Source organism: Streptomyces sp. CB02009, assembly GCF_001905825.1.
GTDB lineage: Bacteria > Actinomycetota > Actinomycetes > Streptomycetales > Streptomycetaceae > Streptomyces.
Window position 1 is genome coordinate 81,345 of the sequence record NZ_LIVV01000006.1, and the last position, 19,390, is coordinate 100,734.

Consider the following 19,390-nt stretch of genomic DNA (forward strand, 5'->3'; position numbering starts at 1 on the left):
CGGGGGCATGAGCGAGACCCCGGACAGCGCCGTCCACGCCGTACGCACGTACATCGAGCAGCACCGTGCCGCCTTCCTCGGCGACCTCGCGGAGTGGCTGCGCATCCCCTCCGTGTCGGCGCAGCCGGACCGCGCCGGGGACGTACGGCGCAGCGCCGAGTGGCTCGCCGCCAAGCTCACCGGGACCGGCTTCACCACGGTCGAGGTCTGGGAGACGGACGGCGCCCCCGCCGTCTTCGCCGAATGGCCCTCCGACGACCCGGACGCGCCCACGGTCCTGGTCTACGGCCACCACGACGTGCAGCCCGCCGCCCGCGAGGACGGCTGGCACACGGACCCGTTCGAGCCGACCGTGGTCGACGGACGGATGTACGCGCGCGGGGCGGCCGACGACAAGGGCCAGGTGTTCTTCCACACCCTCGGCGTCCGCGCCCACCTCGCCGTCACCGGCCGCACCGCGCCCGCGGTCAACCTCAAGCTGATCGTCGAGGGCGAGGAGGAGTCCGGGTCCCCGCACTTCCGCGCCCTCGTCGAGACCCACGCCGAGCGCCTCGCCGCCGACGCCGTGATCGTCTCCGACACCGGCATGTGGTCCGAGACCACCCCCACCGTCTGCACCGGCATGCGCGGGGTCGCCGACTGCGAGATCGAGCTGTACGGCCCCGACCAGGACATCCACTCCGGCTCCTTCGGCGGCGCCGTGCCGAACCCGGCCACCGTCGCCGGCCGGATCGTCGCCGCCCTCCACGACGCCGACGAGCACGTGGCGATCCCCGGCTTCTACGAGGGAGTGACCGAGCTGAGCGACGCCGAGCGCGCCCTCGTCGCCGAGCTGCCCTTCGACGAGGCCGCCTGGCTGAGCACGGCGAAGTCGCACGGCACCCTCGGCGAGGCAGGCTTCTCCACCCTGGAGCGGGTCTGGGCCCGCCCCACCGCGGAGGTCAACGGCATCGGCGGCGGCTACCAGGGCCCCGGCGGCAAGACGATCGTCCCCGCCTCCGCCCAGCTCAAGCTGTCGTTCCGGCTGGTCGCCGGCCAGGACCCGGCCAAGATCGAGCTCGCCGTACGGGACTGGCTCGCCGGTCTCGTCCCCGCCGGCATCCGGTACGAGATCGTCTTCGGCGCCCCGACCCGCCCCTGCCTCACCCCGCTCGACCACCCCGCGCTCAAGGCGGTCGCCGGGGCGATGAGCCGGGCCTTCGACGGCGCCAAGGTCCGCTACACCCGCGAGGGCGGCTCGGGGCCCGCCGCCGACCTCCAGGACGTCCTGGAGGCACCCGTGCTGTTCCTCGGCATCTCCGTCCCGTCCGACGGCTGGCACGCCCCCAACGAGAAGATCGAACTCGATCTCCTCATGAAGGGCGTCGAGACGACCGCTCATCTGTGGGGTGACCTGTCCGCCGCCCTCGCACAGGTCACCGTCGCCGAGCGCTGAACCCACACACCGATCCGGGGGAGTTGGAAGCACCTGTGAGCACCTTGAAGAACGCGTCAGCGGACCGCCCGATCTCGCTGACCGCTCCGAGCGGCATCGACCGCGCCTCGCACCACCGCCTCGACGAGGCGTGGCTGGCGGCGGCCTGGAGCCACCCCACCACGCGGGTCTTCGTGGTCTCCGGGGGCCAGGTGCTGATCGACGACACGGCCGACGGCAGGACCGAACTCGTCATGACCCCGGCCTTCGAGGCCCCGGTCACCGAGACCCACCGCTACTTCCTGGGCACTGACGCCGACGGCGTCTCCTACTTCGCGCTCCAGAAGGACTCCCTTCCCGGCCGCATGGACCAGTCCGCGCGGCCCGCCGGGCTCCGCGAGGCCGGACTGCTCCTGTCGGACCGGGACGCGGGCCTCATGGTGCACGCGGTGGCCCTGGAGAACTGGCAGCGCCTCCACCGCTTCTGCTCGCGCTGCGGCGAGCGCACGGTGATCGCCGCCGCCGGGCACATCCGCCGCTGCCAGGCGTGCGGCGCCGAGCACTACCCGCGGACCGACCCCGCGGTGATCATGCTCGTCACGGACGAGGAGGACCGGGCGCTGCTCGGCCGCCAGGTCCACTGGCCCGAGGGCCGCTTCTCGACCCTCGCCGGCTTCGTCGAGCCCGGCGAGTCCATCGAGGCGTCGGTGGCCCGTGAGGTCTTCGAGGAGGCCGGGGTCACGGTCGGCGAGGTCGAGTACATCGCCAGCCAGCCCTGGCCGTTCCCGTCCAGCCTGATGCTCGGCTTCTTCGCCCGCGCGACCTCCTCGGAGATCAACGTGGACGGCGAGGAGATCCACGAGGCCCGCTGGTTCTCCCGCGACGACCTGGCCGCCGCCTTCGAGTCGGGCGAGGTGCTCCCGCCGTACGGCATCTCGATCGCCTCCCGGCTGATCGAGCGCTGGTACGGCAAGCCGCTGCCGAAGCCCGGCGACGTGATCTGAGACGCTCCCGCACCTGAGGACGTCCCCGCCCGCACGGCCGGACGGGGACGTCTCCGCGGTGCGGACGGGGACGCCCCCCCCGGTGCGGGCGGGACGTCTCCGCGGTGCGGACGGTGACGTCTCCGCGGTGCTCACCGACGGAGCAGGTGGTTCCTGAGGCTCCGGCCGAGCGGCCGCTCGACGAGACGGTGGACCAGGTACGACAGCACGAGCATCCCGAGCAGTACGGCGGTGAGCAGCACCCAGGGGGTGACCCGCTCCCCGAAGCGCGCGAAGAGCTCCCAGCCGATGACCTCGTGCAGCAGGTACAGCGGATAGGTCAGCGCCCCGGCCACCGGCAGCCACCGCCAGCGGATGCCGGAGAGCCTGCCGGTCGCGACGAGCGCCATCAGCCCGAAGAAGGCGGCGAGCACGACGAGCACGGGCCACGCCGGCCGGTCGCCGAGGAAGGTGAGCTCCTTGGCCCTCTCGATGGACGGCGCGAGCGAGGCGCAGTAGCTGACCCCGACGACGCCGAAGAGCATCAGGTTCGGGCGGAACCGGTACATCAGGTAGAAGGCCATGCCCGCGATGAAGAACCAGCTGTACCCGGGCATCACCAGCAGCTTCAGGGGGCCGGGCTCGGCCGGGGAGACCAGGACGCTCGCCGCTCCCCACACGCAGCAGAACAGCAGCACCCGGCGGTAGGTCAGACCCCACCAGGCGAGCGCCGTGAAGAGCAGGTAGAAGCGGAGCTCGGCGAAGAGGGTCCAGTAGACCGGGTCGACGGACTCGGCGCCCAGCGGCTCCTGGAGCATCGTCAGATTGGTGAGGATGTCGTTCCAGGGCACGTGCTCGCGCCCGCCGGGGATCACCGTGACGGTGACGGACGTGGCGACGACGGCGAACCAGTACGCCGGGTAGAGCCGCGCCACACGGGAGACGAAGAACTCCTTCACCGGCCTGCCCCAGCCGCTCATGCAGATGACGAAGCCGCTGATCAGGAAGAAGAACTCCACGCCGAGGTAGCCGTACGAGGCCACGGAGTAGGTGCGGGGGAAGAGCTGCTCGACCGGCTCGGGCCAGCCCTCCCCGAAGGCGAGGTAGTGGTAGCCGACCACCATGAGGGCGGCGACGAGGCGCAGGCCGTCGAGGACGTGGAGACGTCCGCGGCCTCGGCCCGTGGCGTCCGGCCGGGTGCCCGGCGCGCGACCCAGGGACACGGACACGGGTGAGGCGAGAGGGGCAGGGGCTGTCTGGTTGAGCAAGAGGAATCCCACCTGGATATGCAGTCGCAAATCTCGGTCGGGAGGAGAGCATAGGTGCGCCGACGGAAGCCGCACAAAGACGGGGTCGTGTGTGATGCTCTTCACGGCAGGGGGGCGCTCATGGGGTTCGCTCAGGCGAAATCCCGTCGTACGGTACCTCCCGATCGGCCCGTGTCGCCTCCGGTCCGCCGCTGTTCCTCGCGGTCTCCGCAAGGGCGTTTCGCGATCTTCACCCGAACCCCTCGGGATCTCCCCGCCGCCCCGGACGCGGCCACCGCCCCCCCCCGCACGCACGGAACCCCCGACGGTGGTGTCACCGGTCGGGGGTTCCGTGGATGCGCGGGGCCGGGTGGCTCAGACGCTGAGCGCCTGCTTCACCTGGGCGAGGCTCGGGTTCGTCAGGGTCGAACCGTCCGGGAAGAGGACGGTCGGAACGGTCTGGTTTCCGCCGTTCGCCTTCTCGACGAAGGCCGCCGAGTCGGGGTCCTGCTCGATGTTGATCTCCGTGTACGCGATGCCCTCGCGGTCCATCTGGCTCTTCAGCCGACGGCAGTAGCCGCACCACGTGGTGCTGTACATCGTCACAGTGCCCTGCATGGCGAGGCGCTCCTCTTGGTTCGCTGACGGGTGCCGAGAGCAAGAACGTACGCCGTGTCCCGGCCATTCCCGGAATTCGTATGACCGCGGCCGCCCCCTGTGGACAAGCCTCCGCGGCAAGCTCGGCGGACCTGGCAGCATTGGGGGGTGACAGCAGCAACGCACTCCACTCTCTTCCCGCAGGTACCGGAGACGGCCGACGCGGTGCTCGACGGGCTCGACCCGGAGCAGCGCGAGGTCGCCCTGGCCCTGACCGGCCCGGTGTGCGTGCTGGCGGGCGCCGGCACGGGCAAGACGCGGGCGATCACCCACCGCATCGCGTACGGGGTGCGGTCGGGCAGACTCCAGCCCGCCAGTGTGCTGGCCGTCACGTTCACCAACCGCGCCGCGGGCGAGATGCGCGGCCGGCTCCGGCAGCTCGGCGCGGGCGGAGTCCAGGCCCGCACCTTCCACTCCGCGGCCCTCCGGCAGCTCCAGTTCTTCTGGCCGAAAGCAGTCGGTGGCGATCTGCCCCGGCTCCTGGAGCGGAAGATCCAGCTGGTCGCCGACGCCGCGGCCCGCTGCCGGATCCGGCTCGACCGGAACGAGCTGCGGGACGTCACCGGAGAGATCGAGTGGGCCAAGGTCACCCAGACCGTCCCCGCCGACTACCCGGCCATCGTCGCCAAGGCCCACCGGGACGCCCCCCGCGACCCGGCGGAGATCAGCCAGATCTATGCGATGTACGAGCAGCTGAAGCGCGACCGCTCGGTGATCGACTTCGAGGACGTGCTGCTGCTCACCGTCGGCATCCTCCAGGACCGGCACGACATCGCCGACCAGATCCGCGGCCAGTACCAGCACTTCGTCGTGGACGAGTACCAGGACGTCTCCCCGCTCCAGCAGCGGCTCCTCGACCTGTGGCTCGGCGACCGCGACAACCTCTGCGTCGTCGGCGACGCGAGCCAGACCATCTACTCCTTCACCGGAGCCACCCCCGACCACCTGCTGAACTTCCGCACCCGCCACCCCGGCGCCACGGTCGTCAAACTGGTCCGCGACTACCGCTCGACCCCCCAGGTCGTCCACCTCGCCAACGGACTGCTCAGCCAGGCCCGCGGCCGGGCCGCCGAGCACCGCCTGGAGCTGATCTCCCAGCGCGACCCCGGCCCCGATCCCGTCTACACGGAGTACGCCGACGAGCCGACCGAGGCCGAGGGCACCGCGCGCCGCGTCCGGGACCTCATCGCCGCCGGCGTCCCGGCCGGCGAGATCGCCGTCCTCTACCGGATCAACGCCCAGTCCGAGGTGTACGAGCAGGCGCTCGCCGACGCCGGAGTGCCCTACCAGCTGCGCGGCGCAGAGCGCTTCTTCGAGCGCCAGGAGGTGCGCGAGGCGGGCATCGCCCTGCGCGGCGCGGCCCGCGCCGGGGGCAACGACTCCCTCCTCGACGACGCCGAGGACCTGCCCGCGCAGGTCAGGGCCGTCCTCTCGACCAAGGGCTGGACCTCGCAGCCGCCCGCCGGCTCCGGGGCCGTCCGCGACCGCTGGGAGTCCCTCGCCGCCCTGGTCCGGCTCGCCGAGGACTTCGCCCGCGCCCGCTCCGGCGCCACCCTCTCCGACCTGGTCGCCGAGCTCGACGAGCGGGCCGCCGCGCAGCACGCGCCGACCGTGCAGGGCGTCACCCTCGCCTCGCTGCACTCCGCCAAGGGCCTCGAATGGGACGCCGTCTTCCTGGTCGGCCTCACCGAGGGCATGATGCCCATCACCTACGCCAAGACCGACGAGCAGATCGAGGAGGAGCGGCGCCTGCTCTACGTCGGCGTCACCCGCGCCCGGCACCACCTCACGCTGTCGTGGGCGCTCTCCCGCTCGCCGGGCGGCCGGGCCTCCCGGCGCCCCAGCCGCTTCCTCAAGGGCCTGCGGCCCGGCTCCGGCTCCCTCGGCACGGTCGCCTCCGGCGGGTCCGGCTCCTTCGAACGGGGCGCCGCCGCCGGTCGCCGCAAGCCGCGCGGTCCCGTGCTCTGCCGGGTCTGCGGGGCGACCCTCACCGAGGCCGGCGCCATGAAGCTCATGCGCTGCGAGGACTGCCCCTCGGACATGGACGAGGCGCTGTACGAGCGGCTCCGCGACTGGCGGGCCGATCAGGCCAGGGAGCTCGGCCAGCCGGCGTATTGCGTGTTCACCGACAAGACGCTGATGGCCATCGCCGAGCGGGTCCCCGCCACCGGCGGGGAACTCTCCTCGATCTCCGGCGTCGGCGCCCGCAAGCTCGACCGCTTCGGCACCGATGTCCTGGCCATCTGCGCAGGTGGGGACGGTGGGGCAGGCCATGACGACGGGTGAGAAAAACTCGTGGGAAAAATAGTTTGCGCCCGCCCCGTCAAGCCCCATAGGTTCTTAACCACGGAACAGCGGCTTCTGAGAAGCCCTGTCTCTGTGCTGTACTTGTCCAAATAAACATGAGGGTCCGGCTCGCACCCGAGCCCTCCGAGACGCCGAGAGGAGGCGATTCCACGTGATCAGCAACGTCATTCAGACCAGCACCGCCAGCTTCATCAGCCGTGCCGGCTCCGTCAGCACCGTCAAAATGACCGATCGCTCCGTCGTCTCCGCCTGCTCGCTCGGCCTCTCCGCCTCGGCGTTCATTGGCACCGGTCTGCCCGTCTCCGGCCTTGCCGGTGCCGGTCTGCGGCCTGCCGTGGAGCTTCGCAATGAGCGACCGACCAAGGCACTGGAAGCAGGAGCAGCGGGCAAGGCCACGGCCTATGCCTTTGCGGCGACCGGTGCCGGCACCCAGCAGACGACGACGCACCACCACAAGATGTGGGCCTTCCGTGGGCTCGAACCCTGGAGCGATCCAGTCTGATCCATGATCAGACCGGCGCCTTCAGGGCCGCGGAACCCCACCCGGGATCCGCGGCCCTTTTGTTTGTCCTCGAACGGGGACGACGACACGAGGACGCCTCGGGACAGCAACACCCCGGTACCAGCCGAAACCCCGGTCAACAGGCCGGAAAGACCAGACGAGGAAAGACCACCGTGCAACTCGAAGCGCACGCCCCGTCCGTACCGCCTTCCGCACCGATCGCCCAGCCCGGCCGCCCCACGGAGGACCCCACTTTGACCCCCCTCAGCACGCTCACCGCGCTCGACGACGCCATCGAGAACCTCGGCGTCCCCGTCCCCTGTCGCGCCTACGACCCCGAGGTCTTCTTCGCGGAGTCCCCGGCCGACGTCGAGTACGCGAAGTCCCTCTGCCGGACCTGCCCGCTCGTGGCCGCCTGCCTCGCCGGCGCCCAGGAGCGGCGCGAGCCGTGGGGCGTCTGGGGCGGCGAGCTCTTCGTCCAGGGCGTGGTCGTCGCCCGCAAGCGGCCCCGTGGCCGTCCGCGCAAGAACCCGGTCGCGGCATGAGCGCCACCGGAACCATCGACCGCCCCCTCACGCACGATCCCCAGAAGCAGGCCCCGATGACCTCTTCCACCAGCGAGCCCGCCGGCTCCGCGACCCCAGTCTTCTTCCCCTCCGCCGCGCCCACCGCGCGTCAGAACAGGACCCGTGAAATGCAACTCGCCCCAGAAGCCCTCGCCCGTGCCCATATGCACGAGCGTCACCGCGAGGCCGACGCGGAACGCCAGGCCGTGCGCCTGGTCGCCGCCCGACGCATGCAGCGCCGCGCCGAGCGCGTCTCGCTGCGCGCCCGCCGCGCGCTGGCCATGGCCGTCATGCACTGACGACCGCCACGCAGTGATCACACCGCGCCCTCAGGGGCGCCCCCGCGGGGGCCGGTCCGAACGGACCGGCCCCCGCGGTGCGTTGTCGGGTCCCCGGCGCTTCGTCGGGTTATCGTCACGAGGGTGAACGACGCCCGTACCCCCGAGGGGCCCCTCGTCTGCGCGCGCTGCGGCAAGACGGCCGACACCCTGCCGCTGACCTGGACCTGCTCGGTGGAGAACGGCCGGCGCAGCTACTTCTGCGAGGACTGCGCCCGCGCCAACATCCGAGCGATCGAAGGCCGTCTCGACTCCTCCTGGTGGTGACCCCCGTCAGTCCGAGGCGGCCGGCACGAAGCCCGGCAGCCACTCCTCCAGCTCGGCCCGCAGCCGCACCGTCGCGTTCAGCTGGCACAGCACCCCGATGGTGCTCAGCGTCACCCGGTGTATCAGCAGGTACGAGGGCGGCAGGTTGAGCTGCTTGCCCAACTGGTGGGCGGGTGAGCGCGGGTCGGCGATGCGGGCCGCCTGGGTGCGCATCCAGCCCCGGGTGAACAGGAAGGACTCCGCCTCGGCCGGCTCGATGATCGGCAGCAGGTACTCCAGGACCGCGTCGGGGTCGAGTGCCACGGACTTCCTGACGAAGCCGTCCGCCCGCAGCAGCTCGTAGACGGTCTCGGCCTCGCCCTCCAGAGTCATCCGCAGACAGGTGCCGATCGTCTCCGGCAGCCCGCCCGGCAGCCGGTCCACGGTGCCGAAGTCGAGCACCCCGAGCCGCCAGCCCTCCGGGCCCTCGCCCTCGTCGGCGCCCGGAAGCAGCCGGAAGTTCCCCGGGTGCGGATCGGCGTGCAGCAGACCGGTGCGCGCGGGTCCCGAGAACAGGAACCGGGCCAGGAGCTGGCCCGCCCGGTCCCGCTGCTCCTCCGTACCGTCCGCGATCACCTCCGCGAGCGGGATGCCGTCCATCCATTCCGTCACCAGGACCTGGTCCGCCCGGTGCACCACCGCCGGAACCAGCACGTCGGGGTCGTCGGCGAACTCCTCCGCGTGCTTCTGCTGGGCCGCCGCCTCCAGGGCGTAGTCCAGCTCCTCCGAGACCCGGTCCCGCATCTCGGTGATCAGCGGCTTGATGTCCATCCCCGGAATCAGCGGGCCCAGCAGCCGGGCGAAGCGGCTCAGCTGCGTCAGGTCCGAGAGCAGCGCCTCCCCGGCGCCCGGGTACTGCACCTTCACCGCGACCTCGCGCCCGTCGTGCCACACGGCCCGGTGCACCTGCCCGATCGACGCGGCCGCCGCCGGCTTGTCCTCGAACTCCAGGAACAGCTCCCGCCACTCGGCGCCCAGCCGCTCCTCGAGGACGGCGTGCACGGTGCGCGTCGGCATCGGCGGCGCCGCGTCCTGGAGCTTCGTCAGCGCCGCCCGGTAGGGCCCGGCCACCTCCTCGGGGAGGGCCGACTCGAAGACGGACAGCGCCTGCCCGAACTTCATGGCGCCGCCCTTGAGCTCACCGAGCACCTTGAACAGCTGCTCGGCCGTGCGCTGCTGGAGCTCGCGGGCGACGATCTCCGCCGATCTCCCGCCGATCCGCTTGCCCAGGCCCCAGGTGGCCCGGCCCGCGAAACCGAGCGGCAGCGCCGCCAACTTGGCGGTCCGAGTGACCGCCTTCCGGGGAAGATCAGACATACGCCCCTCCAAAACCCAGACTGCCGTGCCGCGCAGGTCGGTCACCCCTGCCGTCCCGCACAGGGCCGTTACCCCGCCATTGTGTCCTGCGTGCCTCCCGCTGCCGAGGCTCGCTCCCCCTCTCCGCGGCGCGCTGCTCCGCAGGGGCAGGCCGGATGAGGTCTCAGTCGCTCCTCCCGCCACTCCAGCAGCGGCAGCGACGCCTCCCAGCGGCTACCGGTGCTGGCCGGCAGATCCCCGTCGAGGAAGGCCAGCGCGTGCGCGGCGGCGAGACCGGCCACCGCCGTCGCGAGCCCCAGGTCGCAGGCGGGCAGGGGATGCCGGGCCCCGGAGCGCCACTGGGCGAGCAGCCGCGGCCAGTCCGACTCCCGGTCGGTCCGCTCCTCCTGAAGGCACCGCGCGCACGCCGTGCCGCCCGGCAGGACGAGCGGCCCGACGACTCCCGTCGCCTCCAGGACCCCGGCGTACAGATGCGGGGTCCCCGTGGTGACCCACCGCTGAGCCGGAAGCGGATCGGGGACGTACGCGCCGAGACCGTCCCGCGGCGTCACCACGACGAGTGACAGCCCGACCCCGCCGGAGCCCTCACCCGGTCGGCCCGGAACGCGCGGCCTCCGCCAGCGGTTGACCAGCCGGCGGGCCGCCGTCGCCCGGCGCTCGCCGACCGCCTCGGCCGGCAGCCCGCCCGGAGCCGTCTCCCAGGCTTCGACCCGGCCCGAGTCGACGACCTCGACCGAGCCCGTGCCCGCCGCCGCGAGCAGCGCCGCCACCATCACCCCCACCCGCCCCGCACCCCGGACCTGGACGCGCGCGGCCCGCCGGGCCGCCAGGGTCCGTAACGCCCGGTCCGGCCCGGGGTGGACGACGGAGAGGGAGGCGAGGTCGGCGCGGAGCGGATCGAGGGCGCTGTCCACCGCGCCGGCCGCCGGCCCGGCCCTCCCCGGCCGTCCGGTCGCGGCGTCGGCGAGCAGTCCCGCCGACTCGAGCCGCCCGAGCAGCGCGTCGAGCCGTCCGGACGGCAGGCCGAGGGTCCTCGCCTCGGCCCGGAGCAGCTCGGTGCCGCGGGTGCCGTCGAGCAGCCCGAGCAGGGTCCCCGTCGCCCCGTCGACCGGATCGAGCACCACCGCGTGCGCGGGGGTCACCCCGAACTGCACGCTGCGCAGACTCCGCCAGGCGCGCCGCAGCGCCGGTTTCACCATCGGATGCATTTCCCCCGCCCCGCATTCATGATCGACGACTTCAAGATCGACAACTTCGTCGGCGACGGCCTTTCGCCGCCCGTGTCGAGAATGCCCCGCGGCCGTGACGGCCGCCGAAAGTTGTCCACAGGTCAGGGGATTAGTCATTCGAATCGCGCGGGGTGTGAGCGGATCGTTGCCGAAACCACTCCGGAGGCGGGACTTCCCGCGCTGACAGCGGGTAACGTCGGGGCCGTGCCCGCCGACCCACAGCGCAGCGTGACCGACAAGCCGCACCGCGGTGCGGGGACGAGTGCGGTCGAGGTCCGCAGAAGCCCACGGCGGAGCAGAACCGTCTCGGCCTACCGCGAGGGCGACCGGACCGTGGTGCTGATCCCGGCCCGGATGTCCGAGGCGGAGGAGCGCCGCTGGGTCGGCGTGATGCTGGACAAACTCGCCGCACAGGAGAGCCGCAGCGTCCTCGGGGACCGCGAGCTGACCGAGCGGTCGCTGCGGCTGTCCGAGCAGTACTTCGGCGGCCGGGCCCGCCCCAGCTCGGTGCGCTGGGTCACCAACCAGAACACCCGCTGGGGTTCCTGCACCCCCTCCGAGGGCAGCATCCGGCTCTCCCACCGGCTCCAGGGCATGCCCGAATACGTCGTCGACTACGTCCTCCTGCACGAGCTGGCCCATCTGCTCGTCCCCGGGCACGGCCCCGGGTTCTGGCGGCTCCTGGAGGCGTACCCCCGCACCGAGCGGGCCCGCGGCTACCTGGAGGGCGTGGTCGCCGCCGAGCGCCTGCCGCACCCTCCGGGCGCTCGCGAGGAGTGACACCGCCGGCTTGTCCGGAATCTCCCCGTCCGCTTGCGGGGAGTGACCCCGATGGCACGCGCGCGTGACCGCGGTTTCCCGATTCCGTACCGAAAACGACCTGCGCTGTCTCAATGTCGCACTCAGCGGCTAGCCTGGCGCGAGCATTCGCCATTCGGGATGGGGGACGGTCGTTACGCATGGCCAGGGAATTCCAACGCGGCCACAAGGCCAAGATCAGTGATCTCACCGCGGGTACCGATCTGTACATCGGTGTGCAGATCGCGGCGCCCGGACTGACCTTCGACATCAGCTGCTTCGGACTCGACGCGGACGAGCGGCTCTCCGACGACCGCTACTTCGTCTTCTTCAACCAGCCGAAGACGCCCGAGGAGTCCGTCCAGCTGCTCGGGGCGCAGTCCGGTGACACCGAGTCCTTCCGCGTGACTCTCGACCGCATCCCCGCCCAGATCCACAAGCTGTCGTTCACCGCGACCATCGACGGCGCCGGCCAGATGTCGCAGATCGGCCCCGGCCACCTGCGGATCGTGGCGGGCGGCGAAGAGGTCGCCCGGTACGCCTTCACCGGCGCGGAGTTCAGCACCGAGCGCGCGGTGATGCTGGGCGACTTCTACCTCAAGGACGTCTGGCGGTTCGCCGCCGTCGGCCAGGGCTTCGACGGCGGCCTCGACGCGCTCCTGCGGAACTTCGGCGGCGAGGTCGCCGAGGAGGAGCCCGCCGCCCAGCCGCAGGCCGCGCCCGGCTTCGCACCGCCGCCGCAGGCGACGGCGCCCCCGGCGTTCGGCGCCCCCGCGGCACCGGCACCGGCGCCCGCGCCCGCCTTCGGCGCACCCCCGGCGCCCGCACCCGCGCCCGCGTTCGGCGGGCCGCCGGCCCCGCCCGCGCCCGTGCCGCCGGCTCAGCCGGTGCACACGCAGCCGACCATGGTGGCACCGATGGCACCCGCCCCGGTCCCGCCGCCGGCGCCCGCACCCGCCCCGTACGGCCAGCAGCCGTCGTACGGCCAGGTCCCGGGACAGCCTCCGGGCCAGTACCCCGGCCAGCAGCCGCCGCAGGTGCCCGGCCAGTACCCCGGTCAGCAGCCGCCGGCACCCGGCTACGGCCAGGCCGCCCCCGCCCCGTACGGTCAGCAGCCGTCGTACGGCCAGCAGCCCGGCGTCCCGCAGGGCGTCCCGGCGACCGGAGCGGGCCTCACCGCCGCGCTCGCGCCGTACAAGGAGACCCCCACCGGCGCCCGCTGGACCCCGCAGAACCAGCAGCTCATGCGGGTCGACCTGGCCATGGGCGGCATGCCCGTGCTCGCCCGGCAGGGCTCCATGGTCATGTACCAGGGCAAGGTCGACTTCTCCCACAAGGGCGCCGGCTTCACCGGCCGGATCGTCGGCAACGCCACCGGCCAGGAGATGCAGCTGATGCGCTGCACCGGCCGCGGCCAGCTCTTCCTCGCCGAGGAGGGCGCCCATCTGCACCCGATCGAGCTCCAGGGCGACGGCATCTGCGTCTCCGCGGAGAACGTCCTCGCGTTCGACGAGTCCCTGCAGTACGAGGTGCGGCGCATCGAAGGCCACGGCATCCCCGGCGGCGCCCTGTTCACCATGCAGTTCCAGGGCACCGGCACCGTCGTCGTGAAGACCCACGGCGTGCCCGTGGTGCTGCCCGTCACGCCGACCACCTTCGCCGACTGCAACGCCGTCGTGGCGTGGTCCTCCGCGTCCCAGGTCATCCTCTCCAGCCAGGTGCGGCTCCGCCGCAACGCCTACCCCGGCCACAGCGGAGAGACCGTGAACCTCCAGTTCCGGGGCGCCCCCGGCAACTTCATCGTCGTCCAGCCCTACGAGGTCTGAGGGAGCCCGAAGTCATGAACCAGCAATTCGCGGGCTACGCCCCGACCCCCGTCGCGGCCCGGATGGAGAACCACGGCCGCGCCATGCTCCAGGTGGCCATGGCCTCCGGCCAGGACCTCTACGCCCGGACCGGCTCGATGGTCTCCTACGAGGGCTACATCACCTACGAGCCCAACCCGCCCGCCGCCCGCCAGGTCGCCCAGCAGTGGGCCACCGGCGAGGGCGCGCCCCTCATGAAGTGCTCCGGCGACGGACTGCTCTACCTCGCCGACTACGGCGCCGACGTCGTCGTGATCAACCTGCAGAACGACTCGATCTCGGTCAACGGCACCAACCTGCTCGCCTTCGACGCGCACCTCCAGTGGGGCGTCGAGCGCGTCAAGGGACTCGCCAAGTTCGCCGGCCAGGGCCTGTTCAACGTCGAGATCGCCGGCACCGGCTGGGTCGCCCTGACCTCGCGCGGCACCCCGATCGTCGTCGACTGCGGCCGCGGCGACGACGAGACGTACGTCGACCCCGACGCGCTCGTCGCCTGGTCGCCGTCGCTCAAGGTCAAGGGCAAGCGCAGCTTCAAGGCCTCCTCCCTCATCGGGCGGGGCAGCGGCGAGGCCTTCCAGATGGCCTTCTCGGGCCAGGGCATCGTCGTCGTACAGCCGAGCGAGGACAGCACCGACCGCCTGCGGGTCCGGGGCTGAGGGGGAGCGAGAACACACCATGCAGAGCCCGCTTTTCAACCACGCCGAACAGCAGAGCCAGGAGCGGTACGTCATCCAGAACCCGCAGCTCCTGCGGGTCAGCCTCACCGGGCAGGACGACGTCCTCGCCCGCAAGGGCGCCATGGTCGCGTACCAGGGACTCGTCGACTTCGACGGCGAGTACAAGACCCCCGGCCAGCGCCGGGCCCAGGCCCGCACCGGTGAGGGCCTCGACCTGATGCGCTGCTCCGGCCAGGGCACGGTCTACTTCGCCAACCTCGCCCAGCACGTCCACGTCGTGGAGGTCGAGCAGGAGGGCCTCACCGTCGACAGCGCCTACGTCCTGGCGCTCGACTCGACCCTCCACACCGAGGTCATCGCCGTCGACAGCCAGTACGGCGTCTCCGGCACCGGCAAGTACCAGCTCAACATCTCCGGCCGCGGCAAGGTCGCCCTGATGACCTCGGGTCAGCCGCTGATGATGCAGGTCACGCCCGAGAAGTACGTGAGCGTCGACGCGGACGCCATCGTGGCCTGGTCCACCGGGCTGCGCGTCCAGATGCAGGCGCAGACGCACAGCTCCAGCGTCCGGTCCCGCCGCGGCAACACCGGCGAGGGCTGGGAGCTCAGCTTCCTCGGCCAGGGCTTCGCGCTCGTCCAGCCCAGCGAGGTCATGCCCCCGCAGAACGCGGCCATCGGCCAGGGCATCGCCGCCCAGTTCGGCGCCGGACAGCACGGTTCCCACGCCCAGAACCAGAACAACGCCTGGAACTAGGCACCGCACAGCGCGTGAGGGGCGGTCGGCACCTGCCGACCGCCCCTCACGCGCGCCTGCCCTACGAGAGCCGCGCCAGCGCGCTCTCCAGGAGACGGACCACCGACGCGTCCGCCACGCCCGCCACCTCCTCGTACGGGAACCAGCGCAGGTCCAGCGACTCCTCGCTGATCTGCTCCACCGCGCCGGCCGGGGCCAGCGCCGCGTACTGCACGTCCAGGTGCCAGTGGCAGGGCGCCGGGATCGGATGCCGGTCGAGCCGCACCGGGCCGCCCGGCAGCAGCGTCAGCCCCGAGATCCCCGACTCCTCGGCGGCCTCCCGCAGCGCGGCCGCCTCGACCGTCGCGTCACCCGCCTCGCAGTGACCGCCCATCTGCAGCCACATGCCCAGCTTCTTGTGCAAGGTCAGCAGCACCCGCCCGCGCGCCGGGTCGACGACCAGCGCGCTGGAGGTCAGATGCCCGGCCCCGCAGGGCTTGTACATCCCGTCCGGATGCGCGTCCAGGTGCGCCAGGTACAGGTCGCGCAGCTCCGGCTGGTCCTCGAACCCCTTGAGGACGAGGACCGCGTCGTCGTGCAGCGTCACTCCTTGCCGTCCCCGTCTTCCGGGGCGTCGCCCTTGGCCGCCTCGCCGAGCATCTTGTCGAGCTCGGAGAAGTCGAGGTGCTCGCGGTGCACGAAGCCGTCCGGGTCGTCCAGGTCGGTCGCCGTCGGCAGCATGTCCGGGTGCTCCCACAGGCCGTCACGGCCGTCGACCCCGCGCGCGTCGGTCAGCGACGCCCACAGGCGCGCCGCGTCCCGCAGCCGCCGCGGCCGCAGTTCGAGGCCGATCAGCGTGGCGAAGGTCTGCTCGGCGGGACCGCCCGAGGCACGGCGCCTGCGCAGCGTCTCGCGCAGCGCGTCCGCCGACGTGAGCCGCGACTTGGCGGCCTCGTGGACCACGGCGTCCACCCAGCCCTCGACGAGGGCGAGCGCCGTCTCCAGACGGGCCAGGGCCGCCTTCTGCGCCGGGGTGTCCTCCGGCTGGAACATGCCCTGCTGGAGGGCCTCCTGAAGCTGCTCCGGGTGCGTCGGGTCGAGCTGGCCCACCGCCTCCTCCAGCTTCGAGGTGTCGACCTTGATCCCCCGCGCGTACCCCTCGACCGCGCCGAACAGGTGCGCGCGCAGCCACGGCACGTGGGCGAAGAGCCGCTGGTGCGCGGCCTCGCGCAGCGCCAGGTAGAGCCGCACCTCGTCGGAGGGCACGCCCAGGTCCTTGCCGAAGGCCTCGATGTTCAGCGGCAGCAGCGCGGCCCGGCCCGCGGGCCCGAGCGGCAGACCGATGTCGGTCGAGCCGACGACCTCGCCGGCGAGCGCGCCGACGGCCTGCCCGATCTGCTGTCCGAACATGGCGCCGCCCATGGAGCGCATCATGCCGATCAGCGGGCCCGCCATGGCCTGCATCTCCTCCGGCAGGACGTCGCCCATCGCCGAGCCGACCCGCTCGGCGACCGGGTCCACGAGCTGCTGCCACGCCGGCAGCGTCGCCTCGACCCACTCCGCGCGGCTCCACGCCACGGCCGTGCTCGCGCCCGAGGGCAGCGAGGTCACGCCGTCCAGCCACAGGTCGGCGAGGCGCACGGCCTCCTCGACGGCGGCCTTCTCCGCGGGGCCCACGCTGGAGTCCTTGGTGCCGTCGGCGGTGCCCTGGGCCACCACCTGGCGGGCGATCTGCTTGGCCATGTCCCAGTTCACGGGACCGCCCTCGTAGCTCAGCATCTGGCCGAGCTGCTGGAAGGCCGCACCGAGGTCGTTGGGGTTCAGCGAGCCGAACATCGCCGCGAACGGATTGTCCGCACCGCTCTGGCCGCCCGGCCCGCCCATGCCGGGCAGACCGCCGAAGCCGAACGGGTTCGCCCCGAACGGGTTGCCGCCGCCCTGGCCCCCGGAGCCCTGGCCACCGGGGTTCTTCTTCTTGCCCTCGTCGCCGTTCTCCGGCTCCTCCGGCGGAAGGCCGAATCCGAATGGGGTGTCACTCACAGGTTTCCTCGGCTCGTAGGGCCGCCGGCCTCCTGCCGACGGCGACTGCCCGACCAGGGCCTGTCCAGACAGGCCCCGCACACCACCAGCGTAGACATCCGGGCCGGAAATGGGCTCGGTGCTCCGCCGGGCCGTGCCCTGCGGCAGGATGGACGCCACCTGGTCCGTACGCGTCATCCGTGTACGTACTGAAGACAACCGCTGGAGACGCCCGGTGAGTTCCCCAGATCCACAGGTTCGCGGAGCGCGAAACCTCTCAACCCGGTCCGCCGCGCGCGGCCCCGTCGTCGCGGTCACCGGTGCCGCTTCCGGCGTCGGTGACCTGCTGACCCGGCGCCTCGCCGCGTCCGACGAGGTCAAGAAGGTCGTCGCCATCGACGAGCGCCGGGGCGAGGTCGCCGAGGCGCAGTGGCACATCCTCGACGTGCGCGACCCGGCCATCGCCGAGAAGCTGCGCGGCGCGGACGTCGTCGTGCACCTCGCCGTCGATCTCGACCTGGAGACCGACCCCGCCGCCCGGACGGCCTACAACGTGCGCGGTACGCAGACCGTGCTGACCGCCGCGGCCGCCGCCGGGGTCCACCGGGTGGTCCTGTGCACCTCCGCGATGGTCTACGGCGCGCTGGCCGACAACGACATCCCGCTCTCCGAGGACGCCGAGCTCAGGGCCACGGCGGAGGCCACCGGCGTGGGCGACATGCTGGAGATCGAGCGCCTCGGCCGCCGGGCCCCGCGCGCCCACCCCGGCCTCAACGTCACCGTGGTCCGCCCGGCCGTCCTCGTCGGCGGTACGGACACGGCGCTGACCCGCTACTTCGAGTCGCCCCGGCTGCTCGTCGTCGCCGGCTCCCGGCCCACCTGGCAGTTCTGCCACGTGGAGGACCTGGTCAGCGCCCTGGAGTACGCGGCCCTCGAGAAGGTCGAAGGGGAGTTCGCGGTCGGCTGCGAGGGCTGGCTGGAGCAGGAGGAGGTCGAGGAGCTCTCCGGGATCCGGCGCATGGAGCTGCCCTCCGCCGTCGCCCTCGGCGCCGCGGCCCGGCTCCACCGGATCGGCCTCACCCCGTCCCCGGCGGGCGACCTCGCGTACACGATGCACCCGTGGGTGGTCAGCGTCGGACGCCTGCACGACGCCGGATGGCGGCCACGGTGGACGAACGAGGAGGTCCTCGCGGCGCTCCTGGAGGAGGTCGAGGGCCGTCACACGGTCGCCGGCCGGCGCCTGGGCCGCAAGGACGCCACGGCGGCCGGCGCGGCCGGCGCGACGGTGGCCCTGCTCGGTACGGCGGCGCTCGTCCGGCAGATGCGCAAGCGGCGGGGCATCTGACCGGGGAGGGGCACGGCGGCCCGGGGCCCAGCGGCCTGTAGGACCCTCCTACGGAGGCCGCCGACCACCGGTCGAAACCGCTATTCCGGGATCGCGCGCGGGTACGGCACGATGGACGCATGGCACCGACGTCGTTTGACCACCCCGGCGAGCAGGCCGCCGCCGATCCGATCAAGCTCCTCGCGATCCGCGACACCCCGCTCTCCCTCGACGAGGTCTTCCGGGCGGTCGGGGACGACGCCTCCGGCGGCACGACGCTCTTCGTCGGCACCGTGCGCAACCACGACGGCGGCGCCGACGTCGACGGCCTGGGCTATTCCTGCCACCCCACGGCCGAGGCGGAGCTGCGCCGGGTGGCGGAGAAGGTCGTCGCCAATTACCCGGTGCGCGCGCTGGCCGCCGTGCACCGTGTGGGCGACCTGGTCGTGGGCGACATCGCGGTGGTCGTGGCCGTCTCCTGCCCGCACCGCGGGGAGGCCTTCGAGGCCTGCCGCAAGCTCATCGACGACCTCAAGCACGAGGTACCCATCTGGAAGCACCAGACCTTCTCGGACGGCACCGAGGAGTGGGTCGGGGCCTGCTGAGACCCGCCACCCCTGGTCTGGGGGTCCCCCCGGCCGAAGGCTGGGGGAGGGTGGGGGCTTGCTGAGGCCTCCACGCGCGCGTGCCGCGGCGGCAAGGCGACGCGCCGACAGGGCGTAGCCGAACGCCCGATTTGCGTAACCGCCCCCCAGGCGCGAGCGTTGATCTCACAGATGACACAGTCTGCTGATCAACTCACTGGGGATGGGAGGTCGGGATGGCAGCGCTGGCCTGGTTGCTGATTCCGCTTTTCGCAGTCGTCGGCGCGGCGATATGGGGAAGCTGGGCTTCGAGGAACAAGACGATAGGTGACGTGGCCGAACTCGCCGGCTACGCACGGTTCCGGGACGCGATGGAACGCGCCCACACCACGACCCCCGATTCCGCTCGTGCCGAGCGCGAGCCGGCCGCCGCCGCGGGCGGTGCCGCCACCTCGCCGTCGAGCTGACGCCGGCCCGCCCCGTACGGACCGCCCCAGGGGTGCACCCACAGGCGAGTCCCGTAC

Annotated in this window: 20 protein-coding genes; 14 read left to right on the top strand and 6 right to left on the bottom strand. The window is 72.4% G+C overall.

What is annotated here, in order from left to right; all coding sequences use genetic code 11:
* Positions 1–7: 7 nt before the first annotated feature.
* Both AMK27_RS24170 and nudC read left to right on the top strand, forming a co-directional pair.
* Positions 8–1,435 carry a dipeptidase gene (locus AMK27_RS24170; protein ID WP_073912112.1) on the top strand — a complete coding sequence of 476 codons (1,428 nt, stop codon included), beginning with the start codon at positions 8–10 and terminating at the stop codon, positions 1,433–1,435.
* A 35-nt stretch (positions 1,436–1,470) separates the two neighbouring features.
* Positions 1,471–2,418, top strand: coding sequence for an NAD(+) diphosphatase (nudC, locus tag AMK27_RS24175; protein WP_073912115.1), 948 nt, complete (start codon positions 1,471–1,473; stop codon positions 2,416–2,418).
* Positions 2,419–2,549: 131 nt separating this feature from the next.
* On the opposite strand, the gene AMK27_RS24180 is transcribed toward nudC, so the two are convergent.
* Entirely contained in the window at positions 2,550–3,626 is a 1,077-nt protein-coding gene (locus tag AMK27_RS24180) for an acyltransferase family protein (protein WP_198955934.1), read from the bottom strand.
* Between the two features lie 393 nt (positions 3,627–4,019).
* Positions 4,020–4,262: a mycoredoxin gene (locus AMK27_RS24185; RefSeq protein ID WP_073912119.1), complete on the bottom strand. Its 243-nt coding sequence runs from the start codon at positions 4,260–4,262 to the stop codon at positions 4,020–4,022.
* A 147-nt stretch (positions 4,263–4,409) separates the two neighbouring features.
* Here AMK27_RS24185 and AMK27_RS24190 point away from each other — a divergent pair, with 147 nt between their 5' ends.
* The 5 genes from AMK27_RS24190 to AMK27_RS24210 all read left to right on the top strand — a co-directional run bounded on the left by AMK27_RS24190 (position 4,410) and on the right by AMK27_RS24210 (position 8,281).
* Positions 4,410–6,587, top strand: coding sequence for an ATP-dependent DNA helicase UvrD2 (locus AMK27_RS24190; RefSeq protein ID WP_198955935.1), 2,178 nt, complete (start codon positions 4,410–4,412; stop codon positions 6,585–6,587).
* Between the two features lie 172 nt (positions 6,588–6,759).
* Entirely contained in the window at positions 6,760–7,110 is a 351-nt protein-coding gene (locus AMK27_RS24195; protein ID WP_107425658.1) for a hypothetical protein, read from the top strand.
* A 173-nt stretch (positions 7,111–7,283) separates the two neighbouring features.
* Positions 7,284–7,655 (top strand): WhiB family transcriptional regulator, encoded by a 372-nt coding sequence (locus AMK27_RS24200; RefSeq protein ID WP_073912123.1) that lies wholly within the window; start codon positions 7,284–7,286, stop codon positions 7,653–7,655.
* The gene (locus AMK27_RS24205) at positions 7,652–7,975 is read left to right on the top strand and encodes a hypothetical protein (RefSeq protein WP_055600983.1); all 324 of its coding nucleotides are present in this window, start codon (positions 7,652–7,654) and stop codon (positions 7,973–7,975) included. Before AMK27_RS24200 ends, AMK27_RS24205 begins: the two co-directional genes overlap by 4 nt.
* 123 nt (positions 7,976–8,098) lie before the next feature.
* On the top strand, positions 8,099–8,281 hold the full coding sequence (locus tag AMK27_RS24210) for a hypothetical protein (protein WP_055600984.1): 183 nt from the start codon (positions 8,099–8,101) through the stop codon (positions 8,279–8,281).
* A gap of 6 nt (positions 8,282–8,287) precedes the next feature.
* Here AMK27_RS24210 and AMK27_RS24215 read toward each other — a convergent pair whose 3' ends face one another.
* The gene (locus AMK27_RS24215; protein WP_073912125.1) at positions 8,288–9,637 is read right to left on the bottom strand and encodes an ABC1 kinase family protein; all 1,350 of its coding nucleotides are present in this window, start codon (positions 9,635–9,637) and stop codon (positions 8,288–8,290) included.
* Positions 9,638–9,705: 68 nt separating this feature from the next.
* Positions 9,706–10,845 (bottom strand): TOMM precursor leader peptide-binding protein, encoded by a 1,140-nt coding sequence (locus AMK27_RS24220; protein WP_073912128.1) that lies wholly within the window; start codon positions 10,843–10,845, stop codon positions 9,706–9,708.
* Positions 10,846–11,070: 225 nt separating this feature from the next.
* On the opposite strand from AMK27_RS24220, the gene AMK27_RS24225 reads away from it, so the two are divergent.
* The 4 genes from AMK27_RS24225 to AMK27_RS24240 all read left to right on the top strand — a co-directional run bounded on the left by AMK27_RS24225 (position 11,071) and on the right by AMK27_RS24240 (position 14,960).
* The gene (locus AMK27_RS24225) at positions 11,071–11,646 is read left to right on the top strand and encodes a M48 metallopeptidase family protein (protein ID WP_073912130.1); all 576 of its coding nucleotides are present in this window, start codon (positions 11,071–11,073) and stop codon (positions 11,644–11,646) included.
* A 179-nt stretch (positions 11,647–11,825) separates the two neighbouring features.
* Complete coding sequence (locus tag AMK27_RS24230; RefSeq protein ID WP_073912133.1) at positions 11,826–13,490, top strand: TerD family protein; 1,665 nt, start codon at positions 11,826–11,828, stop codon at positions 13,488–13,490.
* A gap of 14 nt (positions 13,491–13,504) precedes the next feature.
* Positions 13,505–14,185, top strand: coding sequence for an AIM24 family protein (locus AMK27_RS24235; RefSeq protein ID WP_073912134.1), 681 nt, complete (start codon positions 13,505–13,507; stop codon positions 14,183–14,185).
* A 19-nt stretch (positions 14,186–14,204) separates the two neighbouring features.
* Positions 14,205–14,960, top strand: coding sequence for an AIM24 family protein (locus AMK27_RS24240; RefSeq protein ID WP_073912137.1), 756 nt, complete (start codon positions 14,205–14,207; stop codon positions 14,958–14,960).
* A 61-nt stretch (positions 14,961–15,021) separates the two neighbouring features.
* Here the strand turns inward: AMK27_RS24240 and AMK27_RS24245 are convergent, their stop codons facing one another.
* Together AMK27_RS24245 and AMK27_RS24250 are read right to left on the bottom strand one after the other, a co-directional pair.
* Positions 15,022–15,546, bottom strand: a complete 525-nt coding sequence (locus AMK27_RS24245; protein WP_073912138.1) for an NUDIX hydrolase — start codon at positions 15,544–15,546, stop codon at positions 15,022–15,024.
* Positions 15,543–16,979, bottom strand: coding sequence for a zinc-dependent metalloprotease (locus tag AMK27_RS24250; protein ID WP_073912141.1), 1,437 nt, complete (start codon positions 16,977–16,979; stop codon positions 15,543–15,545). The genes AMK27_RS24245 and AMK27_RS24250 overlap by 4 nt, the downstream gene beginning before the upstream one ends.
* A 214-nt stretch (positions 16,980–17,193) precedes the next feature.
* Between AMK27_RS24250 and AMK27_RS24255 the strand changes: the two genes are divergently transcribed.
* From AMK27_RS24255 to AMK27_RS44590, 3 genes are all read left to right on the top strand, one after another.
* Complete coding sequence (locus AMK27_RS24255; protein ID WP_073912143.1) at positions 17,194–18,303, top strand: SDR family oxidoreductase; 1,110 nt, start codon at positions 17,194–17,196, stop codon at positions 18,301–18,303.
* A gap of 119 nt (positions 18,304–18,422) precedes the next feature.
* Complete coding sequence (locus tag AMK27_RS24260; RefSeq protein WP_073912145.1) at positions 18,423–18,887, top strand: molybdenum cofactor biosynthesis protein MoaE; 465 nt, start codon at positions 18,423–18,425, stop codon at positions 18,885–18,887.
* A 311-nt stretch (positions 18,888–19,198) separates the two neighbouring features.
* Positions 19,199–19,333, top strand: coding sequence for a hypothetical protein (locus AMK27_RS44590; RefSeq protein WP_374115399.1), 135 nt, complete (start codon positions 19,199–19,201; stop codon positions 19,331–19,333).
* The last annotated feature ends 57 nt before the right edge of the window (positions 19,334–19,390 follow it).